Source organism: Paenibacillus sp. RU5M, from assembly GCF_900221055.1.
Lineage (GTDB): Bacteria > Bacillota > Bacilli > Paenibacillales > Paenibacillaceae > Paenibacillus > Paenibacillus marchantiae.
In genome coordinates, this window is record NZ_OBQM01000002.1 from 203,998 (window position 1) to 228,605 (window position 24,608).

General features: G+C 45.9%; 20 protein-coding genes. 7 read left to right on the forward strand and 13 right to left on the reverse strand.

Annotated features, from left to right (window positions below):
* Window positions 1-29: 29 nt before the first annotated feature.
* Entirely contained in the window at window positions 30-2,279 is a 2,250-nt protein-coding gene (locus tag CRO25_RS06670; protein WP_079694409.1) for a glycosyltransferase family 39 protein, read from the reverse strand.
* Window positions 2,280-2,482: 203 nt separating this feature from the next.
* Between CRO25_RS06670 and CRO25_RS06675 the strand changes: the two genes are divergently transcribed.
* Together CRO25_RS06675 and CRO25_RS06680 are read left to right on the forward strand one after the other, a co-directional pair.
* Window positions 2,483-3,166, forward strand: a complete 684-nt coding sequence (locus tag CRO25_RS06675; RefSeq protein ID WP_063563521.1) for a response regulator transcription factor — start codon at window positions 2,483-2,485, stop codon at window positions 3,164-3,166.
* On the forward strand, window positions 3,166-4,692 hold the full coding sequence (locus CRO25_RS06680; RefSeq protein ID WP_079694410.1) for a cell wall metabolism sensor histidine kinase WalK: 1,527 nt from the start codon (window positions 3,166-3,168) through the stop codon (window positions 4,690-4,692). The genes CRO25_RS06675 and CRO25_RS06680 overlap by 1 nt, the downstream gene beginning before the upstream one ends.
* A gap of 149 nt (window positions 4,693-4,841) precedes the next feature.
* Here the strand turns inward: CRO25_RS06680 and CRO25_RS06685 are convergent, their stop codons facing one another.
* The 7 genes from CRO25_RS06685 to CRO25_RS06715 form a co-directional block, all read right to left on the reverse strand.
* The gene (locus tag CRO25_RS06685) at window positions 4,842-5,432 is read right to left on the reverse strand and encodes an HAD-IA family hydrolase (protein WP_079694411.1); all 591 of its coding nucleotides are present in this window, start codon (window positions 5,430-5,432) and stop codon (window positions 4,842-4,844) included.
* Between the two features lie 43 nt (window positions 5,433-5,475).
* Window positions 5,476-6,051 (reverse strand): GNAT family N-acetyltransferase, encoded by a 576-nt coding sequence (locus tag CRO25_RS06690; protein ID WP_079694412.1) that lies wholly within the window; start codon window positions 6,049-6,051, stop codon window positions 5,476-5,478.
* Between the two features lie 64 nt (window positions 6,052-6,115).
* Complete coding sequence (locus CRO25_RS06695) at window positions 6,116-6,664, reverse strand: hypothetical protein (protein ID WP_079694413.1); 549 nt, start codon at window positions 6,662-6,664, stop codon at window positions 6,116-6,118.
* A gap of 81 nt (window positions 6,665-6,745) precedes the next feature.
* Entirely contained in the window at window positions 6,746-7,321 is a 576-nt protein-coding gene (locus CRO25_RS06700; RefSeq protein WP_079694414.1) for a GNAT family N-acetyltransferase, read from the reverse strand.
* Window positions 7,322-7,494: 173 nt separating this feature from the next.
* Window positions 7,495-7,800, reverse strand: a complete 306-nt coding sequence (locus tag CRO25_RS06705) for a hypothetical protein (RefSeq protein ID WP_064638752.1) — start codon at window positions 7,798-7,800, stop codon at window positions 7,495-7,497.
* Window positions 7,801-7,897: 97 nt separating this feature from the next.
* The gene (locus tag CRO25_RS06710; RefSeq protein ID WP_079694415.1) at window positions 7,898-9,649 is read right to left on the reverse strand and encodes an ATP-binding cassette domain-containing protein; all 1,752 of its coding nucleotides are present in this window, start codon (window positions 9,647-9,649) and stop codon (window positions 7,898-7,900) included.
* Window positions 9,634-10,479, reverse strand: a complete 846-nt coding sequence (locus CRO25_RS06715; RefSeq protein WP_179132104.1) for an ATP-binding cassette domain-containing protein — start codon at window positions 10,477-10,479, stop codon at window positions 9,634-9,636. The genes CRO25_RS06710 and CRO25_RS06715 overlap by 16 nt, the downstream gene beginning before the upstream one ends.
* 130 nt (window positions 10,480-10,609) lie before the next feature.
* On the opposite strand from CRO25_RS06715, the gene CRO25_RS06720 reads away from it, so the two are divergent.
* The 3 genes from CRO25_RS06720 to CRO25_RS06730 all read left to right on the forward strand — a co-directional run bounded on the left by CRO25_RS06720 (window position 10,610) and on the right by CRO25_RS06730 (window position 14,042).
* Window positions 10,610-11,200: a biotin transporter BioY gene (locus CRO25_RS06720; RefSeq protein ID WP_079694417.1), complete on the forward strand. Its 591-nt coding sequence runs from the start codon at window positions 10,610-10,612 to the stop codon at window positions 11,198-11,200.
* Between the two features lie 157 nt (window positions 11,201-11,357).
* On the forward strand, window positions 11,358-12,404 hold the full coding sequence (locus tag CRO25_RS06725; protein WP_079694418.1) for an ABC transporter substrate-binding protein: 1,047 nt from the start codon (window positions 11,358-11,360) through the stop codon (window positions 12,402-12,404).
* A 90-nt stretch (window positions 12,405-12,494) separates the two neighbouring features.
* Window positions 12,495-14,042 (forward strand): helix-turn-helix domain-containing protein, encoded by a 1,548-nt coding sequence (locus CRO25_RS06730; RefSeq protein WP_079694419.1) that lies wholly within the window; start codon window positions 12,495-12,497, stop codon window positions 14,040-14,042.
* 70 nt (window positions 14,043-14,112) lie between these two features.
* Here CRO25_RS06730 and CRO25_RS06735 read toward each other — a convergent pair whose 3' ends face one another.
* From CRO25_RS06735 to CRO25_RS06745, 3 genes are all read right to left on the reverse strand, one after another.
* Complete coding sequence (locus tag CRO25_RS06735; protein ID WP_079694420.1) at window positions 14,113-16,002, reverse strand: beta-glucoside-specific PTS transporter subunit IIABC; 1,890 nt, start codon at window positions 16,000-16,002, stop codon at window positions 14,113-14,115.
* Window positions 16,003-16,216: 214 nt separating this feature from the next.
* The gene (gene licT, locus CRO25_RS06740; RefSeq protein WP_079694910.1) at window positions 16,217-17,047 is read right to left on the reverse strand and encodes a BglG family transcription antiterminator LicT; all 831 of its coding nucleotides are present in this window, start codon (window positions 17,045-17,047) and stop codon (window positions 16,217-16,219) included.
* Between the two features lie 286 nt (window positions 17,048-17,333).
* Window positions 17,334-18,776: a 6-phospho-beta-glucosidase gene (locus CRO25_RS06745; protein WP_079694421.1), complete on the reverse strand. Its 1,443-nt coding sequence runs from the start codon at window positions 18,774-18,776 to the stop codon at window positions 17,334-17,336.
* Between the two features lie 622 nt (window positions 18,777-19,398).
* Here CRO25_RS06745 and CRO25_RS06750 point away from each other — a divergent pair.
* The gene (locus CRO25_RS06750) at window positions 19,399-21,123 is read left to right on the forward strand and encodes a cellulase family glycosylhydrolase (RefSeq protein ID WP_079694422.1); all 1,725 of its coding nucleotides are present in this window, start codon (window positions 19,399-19,401) and stop codon (window positions 21,121-21,123) included.
* A gap of 136 nt (window positions 21,124-21,259) precedes the next feature.
* Here CRO25_RS06750 and CRO25_RS06755 read toward each other — a convergent pair whose 3' ends face one another.
* Entirely contained in the window at window positions 21,260-21,697 is a 438-nt protein-coding gene (locus CRO25_RS06755; protein ID WP_079694423.1) for a hypothetical protein, read from the reverse strand.
* Window positions 21,698-22,076: 379 nt separating this feature from the next.
* On the opposite strand from CRO25_RS06755, the gene CRO25_RS06760 reads away from it, so the two are divergent.
* Window positions 22,077-22,523: a hypothetical protein gene (locus CRO25_RS06760; RefSeq protein WP_079694424.1), complete on the forward strand. Its 447-nt coding sequence runs from the start codon at window positions 22,077-22,079 to the stop codon at window positions 22,521-22,523.
* 105 nt (window positions 22,524-22,628) lie between these two features.
* Here the strand turns inward: CRO25_RS06760 and CRO25_RS06765 are convergent, their stop codons facing one another.
* Window positions 22,629-24,596 (reverse strand): sucrose-specific PTS transporter subunit IIBC, encoded by a 1,968-nt coding sequence (locus CRO25_RS06765; RefSeq protein WP_079694425.1) that lies wholly within the window; start codon window positions 24,594-24,596, stop codon window positions 22,629-22,631.
* Window positions 24,597-24,608 lie beyond the last annotated feature (12 nt).

The window sequence follows — 24,608 nt, forward strand, 5'->3', positions numbered from 1 at the left end:
GTTCCCTCCCTTATACCAATCGATCACGCTTATAATTTCACTTCATATAAAGTGGTTTGACCACCGAAACCGGAACCGCTGTCCGTACCTGTCTTCCACTCTGAAGTTGGAATTTCGGTACCATGCTCCTTGATCCAGTCACCGATATCAGAACTTCCACCTCGGCCGCCCATGCCACCTACCATGAAGTATTTCACTTGTCCACTCTTCACAAGTTGTTCCAGTTTTTCCGTGGTATACACCGGATCTGAGCCCGAGAACCCCCCAAGCGTAATGACTGCTTCATTCTCATCGATGATATATGGAGCTGCCTGGTTATAGTCCGTCGTTGCGAAGAGATAGGTTTCACCTGTGTTATGCTCTCTCAGATAACTCAGTGTAGTGGTGTCCACTTCTTCGTTGCGGTTTCCCGCTCCACCTCGACCACCTGTCGTAGGCATTCCTCCTCCACCATTCATGTTTCCTTCTGAATTCGGAGGTGTTCCCATGCCCGCATTATTCGGGTCAGCTTCATCGGATGATGGGAAAGCCTGATCGGTGTCGGTGTCATTTGATGCATTCGGCGGAACCATACCGCCACCATTGCGATCACCTTGTCTATCTCCCATCGCCATGCCCATTCCACCGAACATCCCATTGGAACCTGTAGGTCCAGCCGCCGGAATCATGCTGTTGCCTCCATATGTGATAGGGGTGAATGCCCAATAGGTTGGACCGATCAGCATGACCATGAAGCCTGCGATAATCAAACCCTGTTTCCATGGGTGTGAACGATTAAGCATCACAATCAAAATAACCGTGATCAGAATGCCTACGATCAATTCACTTATGGACCAACCTGCCCCAATCGTTTCGTTATACACCTGCATGATGTACCAGCCGAAGATGGTCGTAAGCAGTACGGATATCGGAAGCAGCCAGGCTTGCCAGCCATTGCGTTCACGATACGCCGTCCACATGGCTGCAAATCCTGCTCCGGTTAATGCCGCTACTGGAGGGGCGAGCATAATCAGATAATATTGATGGAAAAAACCAGCTACACTAAAGAAAGCAGCTACCGGAAGCAGCCAGGCCAGCCAGAACAAAGCTTCCTTGTGCTTATCTGTTATATTTCTCCGTCTTAACCCTGCAAAAATCGCGATGCAGCCAAGTAATACCATCGGCAAAAGCCAACTGGCCTGGCCGGACAGTTCGGTCTGGAATAAGCGCAGAGGACCTTTTTCCCCTGTACCAAACATGCCACCCATGCCTCCACCGCCGCCATTACCGCCTCCGAAATTCCTTCCATTAGGCATCTCGCCACCGTTTGGCATCTGACCGCCCGGGAAAGTCATTCCGTTCATGCCACCCATTTCACCATTTCCCGGTGCATTGCCTGTTGGAGCCGAGCCGCTGCCCGACTGATCGGATGCTGATGTCTGGGAAGTTGCGTTGCCACGGACCTTGCCTTCATCAGAGGCGTTTGGCATGCCTGCATTCGCTGATCTGTTCTGTTGTCCCGTGAGACGGGATAAGCCATTATATCCAAAAGCCAGCTCCAGCACCGAATTGGTTTCACTGCTGCCGATATAAGGCCGTTCATCTGTCGGTATAGAATCCACGGTGACTGCCCAGGATAAGGAAACAACTGCCAGCACTGCCGTACTTTCGATCAGCAGGATGATTTTTCTTCTCCACTTTGCATTGAATGCAAGCAGATAGAACAAGTAGAAAGCCGGAAGAATCATGTAGGCTTGCAGCATTTTCATATTAAAAGCAAGTCCAATGAGTGCAAAGGCAACCAGGATGCGCCACGTACTACCTTGCTTGCTTCCCTTGAACAAAAACCATGAACCCAGCAGCAACGTGAATACCAACATGCTGTCAATATTGTTGGTACGGCTGACCGCTGCCACAACAGGAACAGTCGCCATCGCAAGTGCCGAGATTCTCGCCGCGGCAAGACCAAATGTAGGCTTGACCATGAAATATATCAGCAGCACCGAACCGATCCCCGCTAACGCTTGCGGTAAAATAACACTCCATCCATGTAATCCAAATACGTAAGCAAAAGCGGTTTGAATCCAGAAGACAACCGGTGGTTTGTCTACGGTTACCGAACCAGCCGAGTCAAGCGATGCGTAGAAAAAGTTATGGAAATTTCTCAGCATGCTCCCGACGGCGGTCGTATAATAGGAATTGGCATATTGGTCGTTCCAGATGCCATACCCGTTCAGAAATGCCGCCAGTAAAACAATCGGCAGAAGGACAAGGTCAATCCTTCGTTTGGCGTTATTCAATCTCAATCACTCCTTCAAGTTCTTCATGTCTACTATTGTGACAGGCCAAAGTAAAACTGGGATGAGTGCCCGCTGAATGTTGCCTGAGGATAACTTGCAAACTTTTCAGCTAATTTTCAGTTTGGCGAGCGATAATACAGCATATAGACCTCTAGATTTGAGGGTATGTAATCGATGGATTTAACGGGAGGGAACGCCTGCTTATGAAGCTAAGTACTGGCATTAAAATACTATTGGCAGATGATGAACCACATATTTTGCAATTTCTGGAGCTTGGGCTAAGCAACGAAGGATTTGACGTACGTACGGCCCCGGATGGAGCCGCTGCGCTTGAATTGGCACTAGACTTTCGTCCACATATGGCCATTCTGGATGTCATGATGCCCGAGATGGATGGGTTTGAGGTTGTTGAACGTCTGCGCAAGAGTGGGGCTCAGGTCGGGGTGATCATGCTGACAGCCAAAGATGAAGTCGAGAATCGGGTAAAAGGCCTATGGCTTGGTGCTGACGATTATATGATTAAGCCTTTTGCGTTCGATGAACTGCTTGCACGGATACAGGCAAGGCTGCGTAACCAGTTTCCTTTATTAATAGGGGCAGTGACTCATGGTCCATTCCGAATCGATGATCAACGCAAAGAGATTACCTATCACGATCAGATTCTGGAGTTATCTCCAACCGAATATGAACTATTAAAATTCATCGTGCTTAATCATGGCATTGTCCTGAGTAAAGCAACCATTCTGAACCGCGTGTGGGGATACGATTTTGGTGGAGAAGAGAATATTGTGGAGGTGTACGTCCGCTCCTTGCGTGACAAACTGGGGGATAAAGAACATAAGCTCATTCGTACACTTCGAGGTGTCGGATACAGGGTGGATCTCTAATGACCTCTTTATTAAAGAAAGATAAACATTTTTGGACATGGCTTCATCAATGGATATCGCCACGTTCGCTCCGCTCTCAATTACTGGCGCGATCCCTGTTTATTATGGCTGCTCTGTTATTGTTAATTGGCATTCTTCAATTCTGGATTATGGAAAGCTTTCTGTATCGCAACCAGGCGAAAACCATGGAAGAGCAGCTCATGTCCATGCCTCCTGTGTGGCTCGGATCGTCTTCACGAAATGGTGCGACGAACAATCCTTTTGGTGGACAATCTGGATCAGATCCAAGAGGATCAGGCAATCGTTTCTTATACATTCCTGATCGTTCACTGGCTTTATTTGATAATCAAAGTGGCTTCGAGGACATTTTTGATGAAGACGGTCTGACCGCTCCTCGCTTGACATCAGTTGAATATCAGAACATTACAGATCGGATCAACGATAAACAACATGTTCCGTACCGGATTGTAACGGATAACCAAGGCAATGAGCAGCTAATCGTCTTCTCCTCGCCTGGACCGCGTAATCGCGGCTTACCCATGGTGCAGATGGGCACTGCTACGAAACCGCTAAAAGATTTGATTGTGAAACAGCTTCTGATCTTCTTGATGTTATCCCTGCTGGCTATGGTGGCTGGACTCGTTCTATACGCCAAAGCACTTCGCCGGACACTGATTCCCTTGTCCAGTATGGTAGATACTGTGCAACGAATCGATGCAGGCAGCCTGGCCGAACGCCTTCCTTCTGTCCAGGGACAACAGGAAGTGGATCAGCTGGCACTTTCATTTAACGGCATGCTCGAGAGGCTTGAAGACTCGTTTGAAGCAGAGCGGGAGTCGAAAGAACAGATGCAGCGTTTTCTGTCTGATGCTTCCCATGAACTGCGTACCCCTCTTACCTCCATTCACGGATTTATTGAGGTGCTCAAGCGCGGCGCAGCTTCCAACAGCGAGCAATTATATAGCGCTTTGAACAGCATGTATGGTGAATCGGTGCGGATTAACAAACTTGTAGAGGATCTGCTGATGCTGACCAAGCTGGATCAGGCGCCTCACCAGGAGCAGGAAGTCATCCAACTTGACAGTCTGCTGCTCGAAATGCAGCCACAGCTGATCATGATGGCTCAGGAAAGACAGGTTCATCTCGACCTGACCGCTGAAATTCATGTAATGGCCGATGCTCACAAACTAAAACAGGTTGTACTCAATCTGTTCCACAATGCAGTACAGCACACCGATTCAGATCGGGGAACCATCAGTATTTCGTTGTATGCCGCTCAGCATAAAGCCGAGTTAACCGTCAAAGATAACGGCTCAGGAATTGAACCGGAGCATCTCCCTCATATCTTTGAACGCTTCTATCGCACAAGCTCTTCCCGTTCTAGAAAACAAGGAGGCGCGGGTCTCGGCCTTGCCATTACCCGTTCGATTGTGGAATCGTATGGAGGGAAAATTACAGTGCGTAGCCAATTAGGTGCAGGAACGGAATTTACGATTTTGCTGCCATTGGTCAAGAGTGAATCCTAAGCTGAACGAGGCTTGTAAGATGCAGCCTTTCGTTTTATTGCGGCTCTTATCACATGACAAATGCCCCTTTCATTTCTGCGGAGAAATGAAAGGGGCATTTGTTTGGTATCGGATTGGTAGAATGTTGAAGAGTGCATATGTATCAAGGATTATCGTTGGTCTGCGAGCCATTCGTCAATTTCAACAATCCATTGATGCTGTTCATCAGCAAGTAATGTTTCCCATCCCAGCTCAGCAGCAGGCTTCAAATTTTTAGCCTGATCATCCACATATATAACAGGTACATCCCTATATAGATGAGATTGTACAAGTTTATATATCTCTATATTGGGCTTGCAATATCCGACCTGATTGGAAATGGTTATGCTCTTGCAGTACGGTTGGATCAACGGCAAAATAGATTGAATCCATTCATGACAATGATTGCTCAAGAGATGAAGTTCTGCCTGCTCGCTCCATCGTTCAAGACAATGCATGGCAGGTAGCAACTCTGTTGTTTGTTCAAGCAATTCATAAGCATACATCTTTTCAATATTGGGATATTGTGTTTGCATCCAGATCCAGAACTGTTCCTCCGTCAGCTTCCCTGTCCACAAGTCCTTGCGTATACCGCTTAATTGCTCGATTAAAACAGGAAAAGGCGTACCTGCATACCTAGCAAGCTCCTGCCAGAATGAAGAGGAAAGATTGGTGATCAACACACCCGCCAGATCTAAAACAAGCTGCGGTTTGGAATCCATGGGATCACTCCTGTACAGTCATCTTGAGCCAATTACAGTAGGGTTATCGTTGGTGCTTCAACAGTTGATAATGGTTGTACGGTTCATTCTCGATTTCGATCAAATTCAGCCATTCAAAATTGCATTTCTGAATTACCTTATTCGATGCCTGATTCGTTATTAAAGCGATGGCATTCAATACTTCAACGTTTGTATTTCCAAATAAATACTGCGTTATTCCTTGTACTGCCTGCGTTGTATAGCCACGGTTCCGGAAGTGTTTCGAAATGCCGTACATAATCTCCCGATTGGGCGCTGGCAGTTCATCCTTGATCCCCGAACAGCACCATCCAATAAACTCATCATTTTCTTTGAGTACGATAGCCAACCGTAAATAGAGGTCTCCAATGTCCCCTCCCGTCAAAACAGCTTGTTTAAAATTCTGATTCTCAGGGATTTCGTATTGAGTGAGCCAAAGTGCTCTATCTTCAACCGCAGCATTCCATCCCGGCAAAAATTCGTAAACCTCAGGTTGCCAGGTGATTTCCTGCAATTTCTTCAAATCCTCAAGTCGATACTCGCGCAAATAAATATCTTTACATTTAATGATCAATTCATCACTTTGGTTGGATTGTTTCATAATGCCTCCTGGTGTACATCTTATCTACCCTTATGCGTTCACTTTAAAGCTCGATAACAAAAAATCAATTCAAATTATAAGCTCGTATTACGTTGTTCTCTTCATCAAGAGCATACACATTCGTGAACGTTGTCATTAACATCATTTTGTCTTCACTCTGGTAAGCTTCCGGCATTCTCATGATAAACGTATTATTGCTTGACTCAACCTCCTGAGTCTCACCATTTGTGTATTCAATCTTAAACTTGTGTACAGGCATATCGGAATATAAAGCGCCCCATATAAAATCCCCTTTGTTGTTCTTCGGTTCCGCTTGTACCAAAAAGGCGGGCCCCACATCTGAACTCGCTGTCCAACCTGATTCACTATCGGTATCATAGTGATATCTCCCATTCTTATGTTCATAAGCAGCGAAAACATATTGTGTTTGGTCCAGTGACAAAACCAGTTCATTTTGCTGATCTACATTAACCACTTGAAGGGGGTATTTCCAAGTAGACTGAACAGCCTTCTCTAACGTTTTATATCCAAAAATATCATTCCAGAAGAATGCAGTAACACTAACCAATACACATACAATAAAGCACGAACCCATCCATAGCAGCTTCCTCATATTTCCCCCCTTGCACATTGTCAGCTACCGAACTAACATTGGCAGTCATAAACACCGGGTCGCTCTGATTTAAATTGGGACTCACGCCAGTCCCTCCTTATCCATAAACTCGTCTTTGGTTAATCCGAACAGGATCATATCCTGATATTTCCCATCGGTATAAATCACCTGACGACGCACACCTTCCTGCACACATCCAAGCTTTCTCATCATGGCTGCGGAAGGTTCATTACCTTCGAGAACAGAATCATTGAATTTATTAAGCCTGCGCTCGAAAAAGGCATATTTCAACAATATTCGAATAGCTCTCGTCCCGTATCCTTTTCCGCGATGGTCCCTGTCAATCTGAATCCCAATACTAAAGGTCCCATTCCGCTCATCGATGCTGTTCAGGTTCACGCCCCCGACATTCTCACCATCCATATTTTCAATCGTGAACATGATTCGTCCTCTGTCTAGAGAGAAATCAGAAAAGTCTTCCGTAAATTTCTTCGCCTCAGCATTCGTAGGTGGCAGCTCTACTGCACATTCCAGTAAGCGACGAGCGGGTGAATCAAACCGGTTATAATAATGATCCTCCCAATCTTCCTCACGCAATGCACGTAATCTGACCTCATCATCCTGCCAAAAATAATCGCTATAGTTAATCTCTCTCATTCTGATAACCCCCACTTGGCCATGAAATGTTTTCATTTTAATATGAACTACGCCTATGATAACCCATATTGTGGAATTTGAGGAGAATTGTTTTCATAGCCAATACAACTAAAAATAGCCCCCGGACAGGAAGATCCTGCCGAAGGCTATCATCTATTTTATATAATACGTCATTATGATTCTTCTTCTTCCGGGTATTGAGGCTTGGTTACATTATCGGGGACCGTTTCATCGTAGACGTCCTGACCGGGATAATCCCGAACTTCCCCTTCGTGCAGCTCATGATTTTCATAATCGAAACGATGCGCGGTCCTTTGATCCACTCGCCACGGCGAGCTTTTGCCAAGAGATTCAGACATTAGAGATGAGCCGTAAGGACCTTCAGGGAACTCTTCGAGTGTGATATCATTTCGCTGCGACTCCACCGTGGACACATCGGTATATTCTTGTCTTTCTTCTTGCAAAAATTTATCCTTCATCGTTCGTCCCTCCATATCTGCTTCGTGGTGATCAAAGCATGTTTATTTTGAGCGGAAATGAAAGGATTTATGCATGATCAATGGCAAACACTGCGTTTCAGTCTCTGATCCAGATATAAAATACAAAAACAATAAGTCCGATTATGCAAGTCCATGTATCTCGTTTGGACCATACCAATAAGGAGGAACGTGCTCCAAGCAGGGAATTCTCTCTAACTTTCCGCATTTCCATCGCAATCGTCATATCTTCTGCACGCTGAAACAACGCCATGAGCAAGGGAATGACCATTGGGCCAAGATCACGTACCCGTACCGTATTCGGTCGTAATGCAGCTTTGCCGCGTGCCCGGACGATCAGCGAGAATCGCTGCCATTCACTCCAGATCATCGGGATAAAACGAAAGATTAAAGACACGGCGAGTGCAAACGACGACACGGGCAGCTTGATTTTTTCGCCGATACCAAGTACCCAATTCAGTCCCTCGACCATACGGCCATAAGGCGTAGTCAGTGAAAACCAAAGACTTGCTAACGTAACGATAAACAAACGGTAGACATTCATTAACGTCCCCTCCGCCTGTATCAGGGAAAATCCGAACTGTAGGCCGCCACCTTCTGTAGAAAGAGTTGTGCCCGACAACGCAGTTGATACGAGAAAGAACAGTACGAGCGGTTTCATTAATTTCAAGCATCCTATCAGAGCCTGACGTGGCAGCATAACGAGCGCCAAGATGACTGGCACCAACGTAAGAGATAGACCTAACCAGTCGTGTTGAAGCATCGCAGCGGTCACGAGCAAAATGTATAAAACCCATTTCAGACGCGGGTCCATGGCACCATACAATCCTCTGTTGGATCCTGATTCTGCGTGGGTGTGTATGACCCCCTGTGTGCCTTCTCCTCCCAAAGTGTCGGAGCTTGAAAAGGCAAGCTTCGCTTCATCTGTGAATTGATCCTCATTACCAATAACATCAACCTTCTGCTCTAAAGGCTCATTGACGGACTGAACAATACCTTCAGCCATTTCCTCCGGGGTCAACGCAGTAGAAGGAAAATGAATGCCCGCCGCCGCAAATTGTTGTGCCAGCTGCATGGAGGGTGGCAGACCAATTCCGGCAAGCTCCAGCAGATCTGGCCTTGTATGAAGTTCCCTTGGTGTGAGATCAGCAACCAGACGCCCCTCCTGCAACAAAAGAACCCGATCTGCATGTGGTAAAAATGTGTCCAGGTCGTGTGTAGCCACAATGGCTCCATCACCTGCAGTTCGATGCTGATTCAAAGCATCCAGCAGCATAAGCACACTTTGTGCTTCCAATCCGGCGCTGGGTTCATCGAGCAATAGCCATGAAGGCTGCGTAGCAGTTCCCAAGGCAAGCCCCAGTCTTCTCCGTTCCCCCCCACTTAGTGCAAAGGGTGATCTGTCCGAATGGAATCGTTCTTCCCCTCCCTGACCCGCTGGGGAGTCCCAGCGCTCCAGCGCTTCGGAAATCTGCTTTTTCTTTTGTTCATCTGGTAGACGATATGGACGCAGGGAATAAGCAAATTCACGGCCAATGCTTCGGGCGAACAGCTGTTGCTCTGGGAATTGAAAGACCAACCCCATTTGCAACAGAATGGACTGCGGCAATTTCCCGTTATGCCAGAAAGGCTCTCCGTCCAGCTTAAGGCTACCCTCATCTGGAGGTTTTAGGCCAGCGATCGTTTGCAGCAGTGTGGTTTTGCCTGATCCTGTGCAGCCTAATAATAAAGTGATTTCGCCACGGTTCAGTCGGACAGTGATATCTTGAAGCAGCGCTCTTTTGTCAGCCTGTGACGAAGCTATACCTACATGTTCTAATTCGATTGCCAAAGGGCTACCTCCTTAACCAACTGCTCTGGTCGCAGAGGTGTCGCATGTTGCAGCAGACCTTTCCGTTTTAGGAGTAGAGCCGTCTGCACTGTAAAAGGTGGAGCAAGCCCAAGTTGTTCGCAGAGTGATGGTTGTTGTGCTTCTTTTCCAGCGTCAGCCGTCGTCTCTTCCTTATCTTTTCCATAAAAGAAAGCCGCAGGCACTCCATCGTAAACACAGCGTCCCTGTTCCATGGCAATAATTCGATCGCACAGCGTCGCTTCCTCCAAATGATGCGTAATCCAGATTACCGCCGTCCCTTGCTGGACAATGGCTTGGACTACCGCCTCCATTCGTTCTCTGGCTCCCGGATCAAGCATGGCCGTAGGTTCGTCCAGAATGAGTACATCCGGCTTGGCCGCCAGCGCTACCGCGATATTAAGCAACTGCTTCTGTCCTCCAGACAGCATCGATATTGCCGCCTCCGGCGAGTGCTCAAGTCCTACCGTATGTAATGCGTGCTCTCTCCGTCGTAATTGTTCATCAGGAGATTCCAGCAGCGAGGATAAGGAAAAATGAAATTCCTCCTCAATGGTGTCTCCAAGTACCTGCGCATCAGGCTGCTGGAGGACTCCACGAACAACCAGTTCCGAAGAAGCCTTCCTTTCCCCACCGGATAGCGGAGTGAATCCGATTAGCAGCCCTGCCAGCGTACTTTTGCCGCTACCATTGGCTCCCACAATACTTATCCATTCTCCCGGAGCTAATTCCAGCGAAACTCCATCCACTGCCTTACGAACACTTCCTGACTCCGACGCATAATGAACACGGACATTCTCTAGTTTTATCAAAGGTGTAACGTCTTGCATCGCAAATTGGTCCTTTCCCTTTTGAATCTTTTGTGGTACGATCCAAATCGTTAACCACATCCGTTTAATCGGTTAACAATAAGATTACCAAAATTGAAAGGAATGTTCAAACATGAAATTATCTTTGCGAGGTATTGTATTCAGCGCACTGATGGCAGCCATACTTGTTCTTTTTGGTTACATAAGTATTCCCATTGGTTTCTCTCCTGTGCCGATTACGCTGCAAACTCTTGCGGTTATGCTGGCAGGCGGACTGCTTGGCCCATTATATGGTTTTCTAAGTGTCGCTTTGGTCGTGGTCCTGACTGCAATTGGCTTCCCGCTTCTGCATGGCGCAGGCGGACTTGCAGTACTCCTTGGGCCTACCGGGGGATATGTTATGATGTGGCCCTTCTCCGCATTGCTCATTGGACTATTGCTCAGCAGAATCAAACTGAACGGATTCGTTGGTTATTTCCTGGCCTTTATTGTATTTGAGGTGTTTGGTTCAATGTTGATCTATGTCTCGGGCGTTCCTTGGCTGGCCTATGCTTACAAAATGTCTTTACCCGAAGCGATGATTCAAGGATTCTATCCTTACATCATCGGTGATCTGATCAAAGCCTTGTTCGCTGCGATCATCATCGCACCTGTGCGCATGGTCTTCCCTCCGCAACGACTGACAGGCAATATGAACTCAACGATTGTGCGAGCAGATTCTTAGGACATCATTGGATCGTGAATAAAACGAAACAAATGCCTCCAAAATTAATTTTTGGAGGTATTTTCTTTTGTGCCAGAACGTCATGTCCATATTTTCCATGCTTCAAGTCCATATTCAACATGTTCTTCAAAAGAAGTCTTGACTATAATAATTGATAATGATTATCATTATAGAAGAAAAAGGGGATTTCATTATTATGTTGCGTCATCCAAATAAACTCCAGCTTTCGTGCATTATCCTTGTGCTAACCTTGCTTCTCTCCGCTTGCGGTCAAGGGAAACAAACATCATCACCTTCTACTGAAGGTAATTCTGCACAGCAGACAGAAACATCAACCGATACTGCCTTAGAATCGGCAACTCGCGTATATAAGGATGCTCTGGGCCGTGAGGTAACGATTCCAGCCCATCCCCAACGTGTTCTCACTACACAATATTTACCGGAAATGCTGGCAGCAGGACTTAAGCCCGCTGGGGCAGCATCTCATCTGCTTAACAACTATGTCTCGATTCAAGATCAATTGGAAGGGATCGAAGATATCGGGGTCTCCAATAAGCTGAATTTGGAAAAGGCACTCGAACTGCAGCCGGACCTCATCATTGCTGCAGAGTGGAATGAGGATCAATTGGAGCAGCTGTCCAAGATTGCCCCTACGGTTGTTGTTCAATGGGAAGGTGCCGATGCATTCCAACATTTCAAGTCAGTGGCTGACGTTATTGGCAGAAGCGAACAGGCACAGGAATGGATTCAAGCATTTAATCAGAAATCCGAAGAGGCACGGACCAAGCTTTCTTCCTTCGTTTCACCAGATGAGACATTCGGCGTTGTGGTTATTGGCGGATTTGAAAAAGGTCAACTCAGAGTGTACGGGAACGCTAATGTCGGTTATACCTTATATGATGCTCTGAAGTTCAACATGACGGATACCGTCAAAGAGGAATGGGCAAAAGGGAATCATGAACTCGGCATCAATATCTCTCTTGAGAAACTGCCGGAATATGCTTCAGCAGATCGACTGTTTGTGGTAAGATTCGATAATGATCCTGATTTCCTGAAAGAGGTGGATGATAGCCAGTTGTGGCACTCACTGCCTGCCGTCAAAAATAATAAAGTTTACGTGGTTGATGAGAGCCTATGGTTCTCTTACGACGTGATGTCTCTCAGTGCTCAATTGGATGATGCCGTTCAATTGCTCACCAAATAAAAGATATTAATCACATCATATACAATAGAGGAGAAGTTCTTCAGCGATCCTGCCTGAAGAGCTTCTTTTCAGCTTTTGAGGAGGGATACCATGATTTCGCTGGTCTATATACTTACAGGGACATACTGCGATGCGATATCCGGTCCGTGTACAAAATCAATACACCGTCATACATTGATGATCATCACCGAAGGGCGTGGTAAAGTCCATTCCATGGATAAACAGACTGAGGTTATGCCAGGAAACTGCTTTCTATTTCATCCCGGTATGGAAGTGCAGCTTGAGAGTCTGTCAGATCTTCCTCTGCAAGTATATAGCGTTGAATTCGAACCTCTGCCCGTGCCTGTTCAGGGTACGCCCCGAATGGCTGCATTAGCGCAAGGACAAGTATACCCTGAACATGTTTCTCGCATGATTCAATTGGTACACTTGCTGCATCCCGTGGAGGATCTTTGCGATGAAAAGGAAAACTACAGCAAACATGTGCTGTTTCAGGAATTGATTTTACTAGCCATGAAAGCCGACACGATGGATAAAGAGCATCGCAGCATACAGGCCGTGGATACACTCCTTCAACGGTTGGAACAATCCGTTACACTTGACTATACTTTGGATCAACTTGCCGCAGAGACTGGGCTATCCACACGCCATTTTTCACGTCTTTTTCGTGAGCACACCGGACAGAGCCCTATCCAATATTTGAATGCCTTGCGAATGAATCGTGCCAAAAAACGTCTGCTGGAATCAAACGATTCGATTCAGGAAATTGCAGGACACATCGGATTCCGCGATCCTTTTCATTTCAGTCGCAGCTTCAAGCAATATACCGGTGTATCGCCGCGTTTATATATTCATTTAAGAAAGCATACAATGCGTGTCGCCTCCTTTCAGTTCCTGGGTGAGCTGCTGGCGCTCGGCATAACACCGATTGGTGCACCTTACCAATTGCTAGACTGCCGTTATTACCAGGGTCATGTGCGAGGTGTTCCTTCGATTGGAAATTCCGTGGTAACGCCATATATGGATAAGATATCGGAGCTGAAACCCGATCTCATCGTGACTTTTAACGGGCATCATTATGCCGAATACTCCAAAATTGCTCCTACACTGGATGTTCCCTGGTCCCTGCCCTTCTTTGAACGCTTTCGTCTTATTGCGGATTTGACTGGAAGGACATCTGTGGCAGAAGCCTGGATGGAAAGCTATATGAACAAGATCAAGGAAACCCAAAGAGTCTTGTCTCCTCTTCAAGATGGTGACCAAACAGTTTCATTCTTCTGGATGAGAGGACTTCCCGCTACCTTCCAGGTCTACTACGACGTAGGTGTGTTATATCGTGATTTGCAATTAAAACCACCTGCTCCGGTGCTGGCAGCCCAGCAAAATAAATCTCATCCGTTCAAAGAAGATATTCCTTTGGATCAATTGCATAAGTATGCGGGTGATCATCTCTTTATCGTTGTGTCGGGCGACCCGGAATCCATCAGACAGTTTGAACAGCTTGAACGCAGCAAGTATTGGCAGCATCTTCCGGCAGTGCAGAACGGTCAGGTTTACCGTATGACGGAAGACTGGCTTCGGGAAGATCCAATCTCCATGATGGGACAGGTTCAGGATCTGATGAATTTGATTGGGTAACAGCAAAAAAAGCCGCGTCCACGTAAACAGAAATTGTTCTGTTCCACCTTGGACACGGCTTTTGTTATTTTTACTCTTGTTCCTGTCCCTTTCCTCCATACAGGGTAAGTAAAGGCTCTTGAACCCGAACTTGTCCCGTAGTCAAAGGAACCACTTCCTCATAATTCGCAGAATTCGTAACAATTATAGGGGTTACCGTATGATAACCCGCGCCCTTGATTGCAGCGATATCGAATTCCAGCAGCAAATCTCCTGCTTTAACCCGATCACCTTCCTGAATATGTGATGTAAAGTGCTGACCATCGAGCTTGACGGTATCCACCCCAACATGAACCAAAATCTCCGCACCTGTATCCGATACAACAGCTAGGGCATGTTTCTTTTTGAAAGCCACGGTAATAGTACCGTCAAAAGGAGCAACGACTCGGCCAACTGCTGGCTCAATCGCAATGCCTTTGCCCATCGCGCCGGATGAAAATGCCGGATCTGGCACCTCAGTCAGTTCAACAATGGTTCCCTCAATCGGGCTAAGAACTTCTTGATCCAAGGAATCCGCTGTTCTTACTGATGCATTGGTGGATTCCGTGCTTTTTTCTTGTTCTTCCTCTTCCACCGGATCTTTGAATCCCATAATGTACGTCAATGCAGCCGAAACAACAAAGGATACACAGATCCCAAGAATCAGTCCAGGGAAGCCCTCTCCACCTGGTCCATAGAAGATCGGCAAAGTCAGTAATCCTGGAGCGCCCGAAGCAAATGCCTGAGTACCTGCCTGACCAATGATGGCCCCACCAACAGCACCCCCGATCACTCCTGCGATGAATGGACGTTTGAGTGGCAGAGTGACACCATAGATGGCAGGCTCGGTAATCCCGAACAAGGCCGTCAATGTCGATGAACCCGCCAGCGTTTTCAGCTTCTTATTTTTGGTTTTCAACATAACGCCGAATGCAGCTCCGGTCTGTGCGAAGATGGAAGCCGTCGCAGCCGGTTTGACACCATCGCGTCCATATACAGCAACGTTGTTAATAAATACGGGAATGAGTCCCCAGTGAATTCCGAAAATAACGAGCAGCTGCCAGCTTGCACCCATAACTGCTCCTGCTAATAGAGGACTGAATCCGAACGCGGCCACAAGTCCTGATGCAATGGCATTACCTACATATACTCCAAATGGACCGAATACAAGCAAAGTAAGAGGAACCATAATGACAAGTAAAAATAATGGAGTGACAAAATTTTTCACACTTTCGTGAAGAACTTTATTGAAGAATTTCTCTAATTTGCTCATAACGATGACTGCCAGAATAATAGGGATAACGGTAGATGAATAATTCATCAAAATCACAGGGATACCGAAGAAATCGGTTGGCGTTCCCTCCGCCTTGAGCGTGACGATGGAAGGATAGATTAATGCGCCAGCAATGGTCATCGCCACAAACATATTACCCTGGAATTTGCGAGCGGTTGTAACCGCTAACAGCAAAGGCAAGAAATAAAACAGGCTGTCTGCTGCTGCAAATAAGATCTTATACGTGGTTTCCGTTGTTTCCAGCCAGCCGACATTGCTTGCAATGAGCAGCAGCCCTTTCAAGATACCTGCTCCCGCCATTACCCCTAGCAGTGGTGCGAAAATACTGGAAATCACATCGATAATGCCGCCTAAACCTTTCGCGGACTTCTTAGGCTTTTCCTTTTCGGAAGAGTCATCCAAAATGTTGCTGATCTGACCAATGGCGCTATATACCTCAGGCACCTTATTGCCCACGACCACCTGAAACTGACCCCCATTTTCCTTGACTGCGATGATTCCTTCTGTCTTTTCTAGCTTGGCTTTGTTTGCCTTCGCGTCATCCTTCAATACAAACCGCAAACGTGTTGCGCAATGTACCAGTGATACCACATTCTTTTCGCCGCCGACCAGCTCGACGATCTCTTTTGCGAGTTTTTCCTGACTCATGATGTGCACCCCCATATTTACTAAAACAGGCACCTTACCGATTTTTTTGCACGCAAAAAACCTAAGCCTTGAGTAAGGTTTGGACACATTGGTCCTGCCTTCTCATGACTTAGGTTTTGCCTGCATAACCAGTAACAATCCCAGTTAAATCGTATTCAATTCCTGTTAATCTCATATTATTATGATTTAACCAAATTTGTCAACATTTTAATTATTATCGATTAACGACCCGTTCAATGTGGACGGTCAGATACAATTTCTCTTCGTTGGTAAGCTGATGGTTATATTCCTTGTTGACGAACATTTCGATTTTCTCCGTACATGCCGCCGCTTCCGGGTGCTTCTCTTTGATCATGTCGTAAAAGTGGTCATAATTATTGTCATAATGCGTCCCGCTTAATACCCTCTGGGAGAAGAATTTCAGATGCGTAATGAAGCGAAAATAGCTGAGAGACTCTTCATCGAATTCCATCTTGAAGTGATATTTGGCTATATTAATAATTTGCTGAATAAACTTGGTGATGTTCATCGTTGTAATGACTTCTTCATTCATCTCCGCATTGACAATATGCAGGGCTATATACGCTGCTTCATCCGGTGGAAGCTCGATATGAAGTCTGGACTTAATCTGCTCCAGCGTTTTCAGACCCAGTCCAAACTCAGCCTTGTACAGCTGTTTGATTTCCCACATCAGTGCATTTTTGATTTCTATCCCTTCACGATATCGTTCAATCGCAAAGTTAATATGATCTGTTAGGGAAACGTAGATATTTTCATTCAGGTTACGGCCCAGATTCTCTTTGGCGTAGGTAATAATTTCTTCCACAATTTCGATCAGTTCCATTGGCACTTCGCGCAGCAGCATTTTGAAATTGTCGGATGTCTGCTTGTTTTTAAGCGCAAATACTTTCTGGATGCGGGTCTCGTCTACTTTATCCCCGGGCTTTTTCTTAAAGGCAATCCCACGCCCCATCACTACAAGCTCTGCTCCATCCGCCTGATAGATGCTAATGACGTTATTGTTGATAACCTTTGCTATTTTCACTTCAATCCCCCCGTCACGATCCACTCTCTTGGCAGTCATATATCGCCTTTTGGGCATACAAAAAAAACCTGAAGCATCACAAAATAAACAAAACATGTACGTCTGTTTTTTTGGTGCTTAGGTTTTGCCTACTTCAAGTAGTAACAATCCCAAAACGATATAATTGCGTCAAGTATAGCGCGAAGAGACACAAATGTCAACGCTTTCAACGAGGGAACAATCGGAAGTTCCATGAAAAGTGGTCCTTCCGATATGATCATGGAGAATGTCCCTGTTTTTTCCCTGCTTATTCCTGTTCTAAATTGCTGCCATCTGATTCAATCACATTTTTGTACCAATGGAAGCTCTTTTTCTTGATCCGCTTCAAGTCACCCTTACCTTCATTGTCACGGTCCACATAGATGTAACCATAGCGTTTTCTCATCTCTCCTGAAGAAGCGCTGACAATATCAATTGGCCCCCAGCTTGTATAACCAATGATCTCTACACCATCCTGAATAGCTTCACCCATCTCGGCAACATGGCGTTTCAGATAATCAATCCGGTACGCATCATCAACCTCACCTTCAGGGGTAACCACGTCATTGGCTCCAAATCCATTCTCTACAACAAACAGCGGTTTTTGATATCGGTCGTGCAGTTGATTGGCTGTAATACGGATGCCTTTGGGATCAATCGTCCAGCCCCATTCCGATTTTGCCAAATATGGATTCGCTACAGAACCAAATACATTGCCGCTCGTCATGTTTTTGACGACTTCCGGGTCTGTGGAGGTTGTACGACTTGAATAATAACTAAATCCGATATAATCAACCGTATGGTTTTTCAGAATTTCCGCATCGCCTGGCTGCATGGCAATATTCAATCCATGATCCTTGAAGAAACGTTTGGCATAACCTGGGTACTCTCCACGCGACTGAACATCAATGAAGAAATAGGACTCCCTGTCTTTCTCCATTCCCTGGAACACATCATCCGGATTACAGGTATAAGGATAAAAGCTTCCTGCCGCAAGCATACAGCCGATCATTGCGCCCGGGATGATCTCGTGACAGGCTTTAACCGCCAGTGCACTTGCCACCAATTGATGGTGCGCTGCCTGATACTGAATCTCTTTCACATGATCACCATCCTTGAAGACCAGACCCGCACCAAGGAATGGCAGATGCAGCAGCATGTTAATTTCGTTGAACGTCATCCAATATTTCACCTTGTCCTTGTAACGGCTGAATACGGTTTTCGCGTAGGTTTCGAACAGAGTCACCAACTCACGGCTTCTCCAACTGCCATATTTCTCAATTAGATTAACGGGTACATCGAAGTGAGCAAGTGTTACTACAGGCTCGATACCCTGCTTCAACAGTTCATCGAATAATCGATCATAAAACTGCAAACCCGCTTCATTCGGCTGTGCATCTTCTCCAGTTGGGAAAATCCGCGCCCAGGAAATGGATACACGCAACGCTTTGAAGCCCATCTCGGCAAACAGCGCGATATCCTCGGGATAACGATGGTAGAAATCAATTGCTTCATGTGAAGGATAAAACTCGGTTTCCAGCGGGGTTAATGCAGGAACATTACCCTTCATTATGCTTCTGCGATTCTCTCCTGTCGGCAGCAAGTCAACAATGCTCAGCCCTTTGCCATCTTCCAGATAAGCACCCTCTGCCTGATTGGCAGCAATGGCTCCACCCCACAAAAAGTCTTTGGGAAACTTAAAATTAGTCATCCTTATTCTCCTTCCAAATATGTAATTCTGTTATCCGCTCAAATCGCAAGAAACATTAATAAGACAAAATACAAAAAACCCGAACCAGCCCGGATACACGTTGCAGTGTATACAAGCCAGCTCAGGTTATGCCCTTATCGGTAACATTCCCAGATCACAATTATGCGGATTGGATAAAACTTTAGCAAGAATTAGGGCCATTGTCAATTTAATAAGCGTGATATATATCCTGCATCTGCATGGAACGTTGTCCCTGCAACATACGAAGACGCATCGAATACTAAGCAAAGACTAGAAAGATCGGTAATCGATCTCAAGTAGAGTTCATGCTATTGTCCACGAAGGTTTTTCATGCAAAAAAACCTGTTTCGTGCACCACATATAATATTCCAAAATTGTCATAACCACTAATTTTCACATGAAATATCAACCAATTATACTGGTATTATCTTCTATTAAAGCATGATATATTTCAATTCAGAAAACGCTTTCAGTAATTTTTATTTGGAGGTGATCCGCGTTTTTAACAAGCTTACGGCTTATTTTTTGTTGAGCTTTATTGCCAATCTTTGCAAGCATCCTATTTTAGTTCAACGATTATAACTCAAAGGAGAATATGTTAATGAAAAACAACCGCAAATCGGCTCTCTCACTCACGCTCGTGACTGCGATGATCCTGTCCCTCTTCTCATCGGCCATCGCTTCTGCTGCTACTGATGACTCGATTCAGGCAAGTTCAGCCGCTGCTCCAACCAATATTCAGTCCTATGTTACTGCGATGGAGCCGGGCTGGAATCTGGGTAACTCGCTGGACGCTGTTGGTGCAGATGAGACGGCCTGGGGTAACCCGCTGATTACTCAGCAACTGATTCAAAATATCGCCAATCAAGGCTACAAGAGCATTCGTATTCCAGTGACCTGGCAAGCTCATATAGGTGGAGCTCCTAACTATACTATTGATACCGCTTACATGAACCGTGTACAACAGGTTGTAAACTGGGCGCTTGATGCCAATCTGTATGTCATGATCAATATCCATCACGATTCATGGCAGTGGATCAGCTATATGGAGAATGACCATGCCAATGTCCTTGCACGTTACAACTCTGCCTGGACTCAAATTGCAAACAAATTCAAAAACTCATCCACTAAGCTGATGTTCGAAAGTGTAAATGAACCACGCTTCACCGAAGGTGGTACAACGAATACCGCTACAGCGTATGCTTTGCTGGATGAGTTGAATGTATCTTTTCATAACATCGTGAGAGCATCCGGCGGCAACAATGCAACACGTCCATTGGTCCTCCCAACGATGCATACTTCTTCCGCTCAACCAGATCTCGATGCATTATCTCAAACAATTGCGAAATTGAATGACCCTAACATTATCGCTACCGTTCACTACTATGGTTTCTGGCCATTCAGTGTGAATATCGCAGGTTACACCAAATATAATGCTGAAGTGCAACAGGATATTACGACTACATTTGACCGAGTGTACAATGCATTCACAGCCAAAGGTATTCCGGTTATCGTCGGTGAGTATGGCTTACTCGGCTTTGATCAGCACACAGGTGTCATCGAGCAAGGTGAGAAACTGAAATTCTTCGAATTTATCGGCCAATACCTGCGTCAGAAACAGATGACCACCATGTTATGGGATAATGGACAGCATTTTGGCCGTACCAGCTTCACCTGGTCTGACCAGGATCTGTATAACACAATGAAAGCAAGCTGGACAGGTCGTTCCTCCACAGCTGAATCTGATCTGGTTTATCTGAAAAAAGGGGCTGCAATTCAGGATAAAACAGTAAAACTGAATCTCAATGGCAATACATTTAGCTCTCTTGCTAATGGTAGCACTACCCTTGTTCAAGGTACAGATTACACGATCAGTGGTGATGTGCTGACATTGAAATCAAGCCTGTTAACCAGACTGACCACCTCAGGTAATCTTGGGGTTAATGCCAAGTTGACCGTCAAATTCAACAAAGGTGCAAACTGGAACCTGAATATCATCAAGTATGACACGCCTAAACTGAGCAATGTAACGGGCACAACGAGCTCGTTTGCGATTCCGACTACCTTTAATGGCAATCAGCTGGCCACCATGGAAGCAACTTATACAAGTGGCGGAAACGCGGGTCCGCAAAACTGGACTTCATTCAAAGAATTTTCCTACGCATTCAGTCCGAATTATAGTAGCAACGTCATTGAACTGAAACAAAACTTCTTCAACGAAACGAATAATGGAGAAGTCATTCTCAAGTTCCACTTCTGGAGCGGAGACGTAATTACGTATAAAATTACAAAGAATGGTTCCAGTGTTGTCGGAATCTCTTCCTAATTGGATTTCACAACTCAATCTACAGCATATTGGAATTCACGAAACGTTCTGTCCAGGGCAAGAGGCTCTGGGCAGAACGTTTTCATTATTATACTTGGTTAATCTGACTGGCGACGAGGACCCACTATCAGTGCCTTTACAATAAAAATGAAACATCTCCACTCCGGCTGTGAATGACATATGTTGCTCCCAGACCTTTATAAACAAGCCCAACAGGTGCCCTGTTGCTGGAAACGACATAGAGTTGTTGCGGACACAAGCTGCGACACAGCTCAATGTCCTGGCAGCACTGCGGCAAGCTATTTTCGAATACAAAGGCGTTTTTCACTACAAATTCTGGCGGAAGCTGATTACGGAATGCCATTTCCTGAATGTAACGCACGGTGACTGCACCAAGCGATTGAAGTTGTTCCCCCTCTTCTTCGCTGTGTACAAGCACGACAACTGCAAATCCCCTCTTCAGTAATACATCCACAAAATTCATTCCCGCCGCACCGTGTCCTGTCGAAACCACCATCATTGCTTCATCCATTGCCGCCAACCTCGCCTTCACATCAGATCCTGCAAATGCCATCTGGAGTACGTTATGTGCGAATCATAGTCCTCTGTCTGCATCTCTGCAATTCAAATGCATCCGATTTTCACCCCGTCCTGATCGATTCCAGACAATCCAGGTGAGCAATTCTTGCCTAATCTCCTCTTTTCGCAGTCATGCGGCATGTTGCTCGGTCTGTCATAAGCGGAAGAAAAAATCGAGTTATTCGTGTCCAAAACGAAGATATATCACTTGTTAATCGCTTACATGTGTGAATTCTATACCAAAAATCGGAAAATCAGGCGTATATCCATTCCGGTTGATTTTACTTGAGCTGTGTTCAGTCGTAATATAATCGGCAGGATAACAAAAACAACAGAAAACAATAAGATGATTTTGCCTATGGAGGTTGGAGCGTGTGATTGCAGATTGTGATGTGGAAATTCGAACGGAGATTTGTGTTGATACCCGAATTAGTTCCATGGAGATTATTCGTTACGATATGCGAAAATTACCCTTCATAGCGCAGGAACGTTCATCCTGCTACTGTGGATTGTTCAAAATCTCATGCGGGAATGTTCATGGTTTTGCTGAATTTGAATTGCCTGTAGGCTCCCATCCCTCTGATCTGGTAAAATGGGCTTCGGTGTTCAGAGCTTTAAAAGGCATGAAACTGTCACAGGTCATTCAATATATCCAGAAGCATCAAGAGCTATGGGGAAATAAACGCATGCTTTTCCTGCATGAAGCCGTCAGCAATTTGCTTCTTAACCTGGAGCAAGCCAGCACATCTGATGTGATGTTAAACCGGGAAGAAATTCGTGCCTTTATGATGCAATACGCACTGACGTATTATTCTTTTTGATACCTTCCGTTTAGAAGAAAAGATACATAAAAGTGCAAAGAAACCCTGGTGATATACACCGGGTCTTTTTGCATTTTTTAACCTGTCTTTTTCAAAAGTTTACGCTTATTGCGGTTCAGTAAATTTCACAACGATTAGTGCTTCTCCATTAGCTTGAACAGGGCCGGTCATCGTTGGCATCACCTGTTCGATCCTATCATTCCCATTCGGGATGAGCACAGGTGTAATCAACGGCAGCCCGGCAGCCTGTATCGCTTCCATGTCAAATTCAATCAACAGTTGACCTGCGGTTACGGTGTCTCCGCTATTCACATATGCGGTAAAACCTTCACCCTTCAGTCCAACGGTATTAATTCCAATATGCACAAGCATCTGAATACCGGTTTCGTGTTCCAGGATTACGGCATGTTTGCTTTTATTCATCACATGAGCGATGACGCCGTCAAAAGGTGCAAATACTTTGCCCTCAGAAGGCTCGATAGCGATCCCTTCTCCCATATGCTTTTCCGAGAATGCAGGATCAGGAACCTGATCCAAAGCAACAGCTGTGCCTGTGATCGGTGATGCAATTTCTAACAAATCTACCTTGGTGCGATGGTTGACGGCCTGGCTGGCAGATGAGTTTGACTTTTGCGACAGAACTTCCGTCTTGATCTCATCTCCTGCATTGCACGGAACTTCCTCCGCAACCGGCTGATCCTTATATCCGAAGAACCAGGTAAGTGCAAATGCAATTCCCATGGCCACCACGTTGGACAAAATGTACAAAGGCAATTGGCTGTTCAGATACAGCAGGGTGCCCGGAATAACCGTCACCGCCATACCTGTACCTTGCAAATGGAACAATGACGCGATAAATCCACCGACAGCCCCTCCGACAAGGCCCATGATAAACGGTTTCATATACCGCAAGTTAACCCCAAAGATAGCAGGTTCGGTAATCCCTAGAAATGCAGAGAATGACGAAGGAAGTGCGAGTGCCTTTAGCTTTGTATTTTTGGTTTTCAACCCCACCGCCAGACAAGCTGCTCCTTGCGCAGCCATAGCACAGGTAATGATCGCGTTGAACGGATTAAAGCCCGTTTTCTCTAACAATTGAATCTCCAGAAAGTTAAAGATGTGATGTACACCGGTAACGACAATAATTTGATGGAAGAAACCAATAATAATACCCGCAATACCAAATGGCAGTCCCAATACGGCTGTTGTTCCATGCAGAACCCACTCCTCCAGGGAATGGAAAACCGGACCAATCGCGAAGAGACCAAGTGTAATCATGACCGTCAGTGTAATAAAAGGGGTAAGAATTAAGTCGAGCGCCTCTGGCACGCGTCTTCTTAGAACCTTCTCAAACTTCGCTCCGATCAACCCGACGAAAAACGCAGGCAGTACGGAACCCTGATACCCGACCACCGTTATGAATCCGAACATATGCAGCGGTTGTGCTGATCCATCGGCCACAGCGTATGCGTTCGGCAGCGCCGGATTCACAAGCATCAGACCCAAAACGATGCCGAGAACCGGACTCCCGCCAAACACGCGGAACGCAGACCAGGCTACGAGTGCAGGCAGAAATGCAAATGCCGTGTCCGTCAGGATTTGAGTAAATAATAAGAAATTGGGCGAAATGTCCTCCGGTGTTGCACCAAATAGCGATAGAATTTCATTTTGAGTGAGCAGCCCGCGCAGACCCATGAAGAGCCCCGTTGCGACCAGCACAGGAATAATCGGTACAAAAACGTCACCAAACGTGCGAATGGCCCGTTGAAAAGCATTGCCTTCCTTTTTGCCCTGACTCTTCACGTCTTCCTTGGAAGACCCTTCGATGCCCAGCTTCTCAACCTCTTCAAATATCCGGTTCACTGTTCCTGTTCCAAAAATGATCTGATACTGGCCCGAGTTGAAAAAGGCCCCTTTCACTTTGTCGATGTTCTCGACCTGCTTCTGATCGATCTTGTCCTTGTCATTCACCATGATCCGAAGACGTGTTGCACAGTGTGCAAATGATGCGATATTTTCTTTGCCCCCGATGGCACGAATAACGTCCTGGGCAATCTGCTGATTATCCGACATGGTTCTTCATTC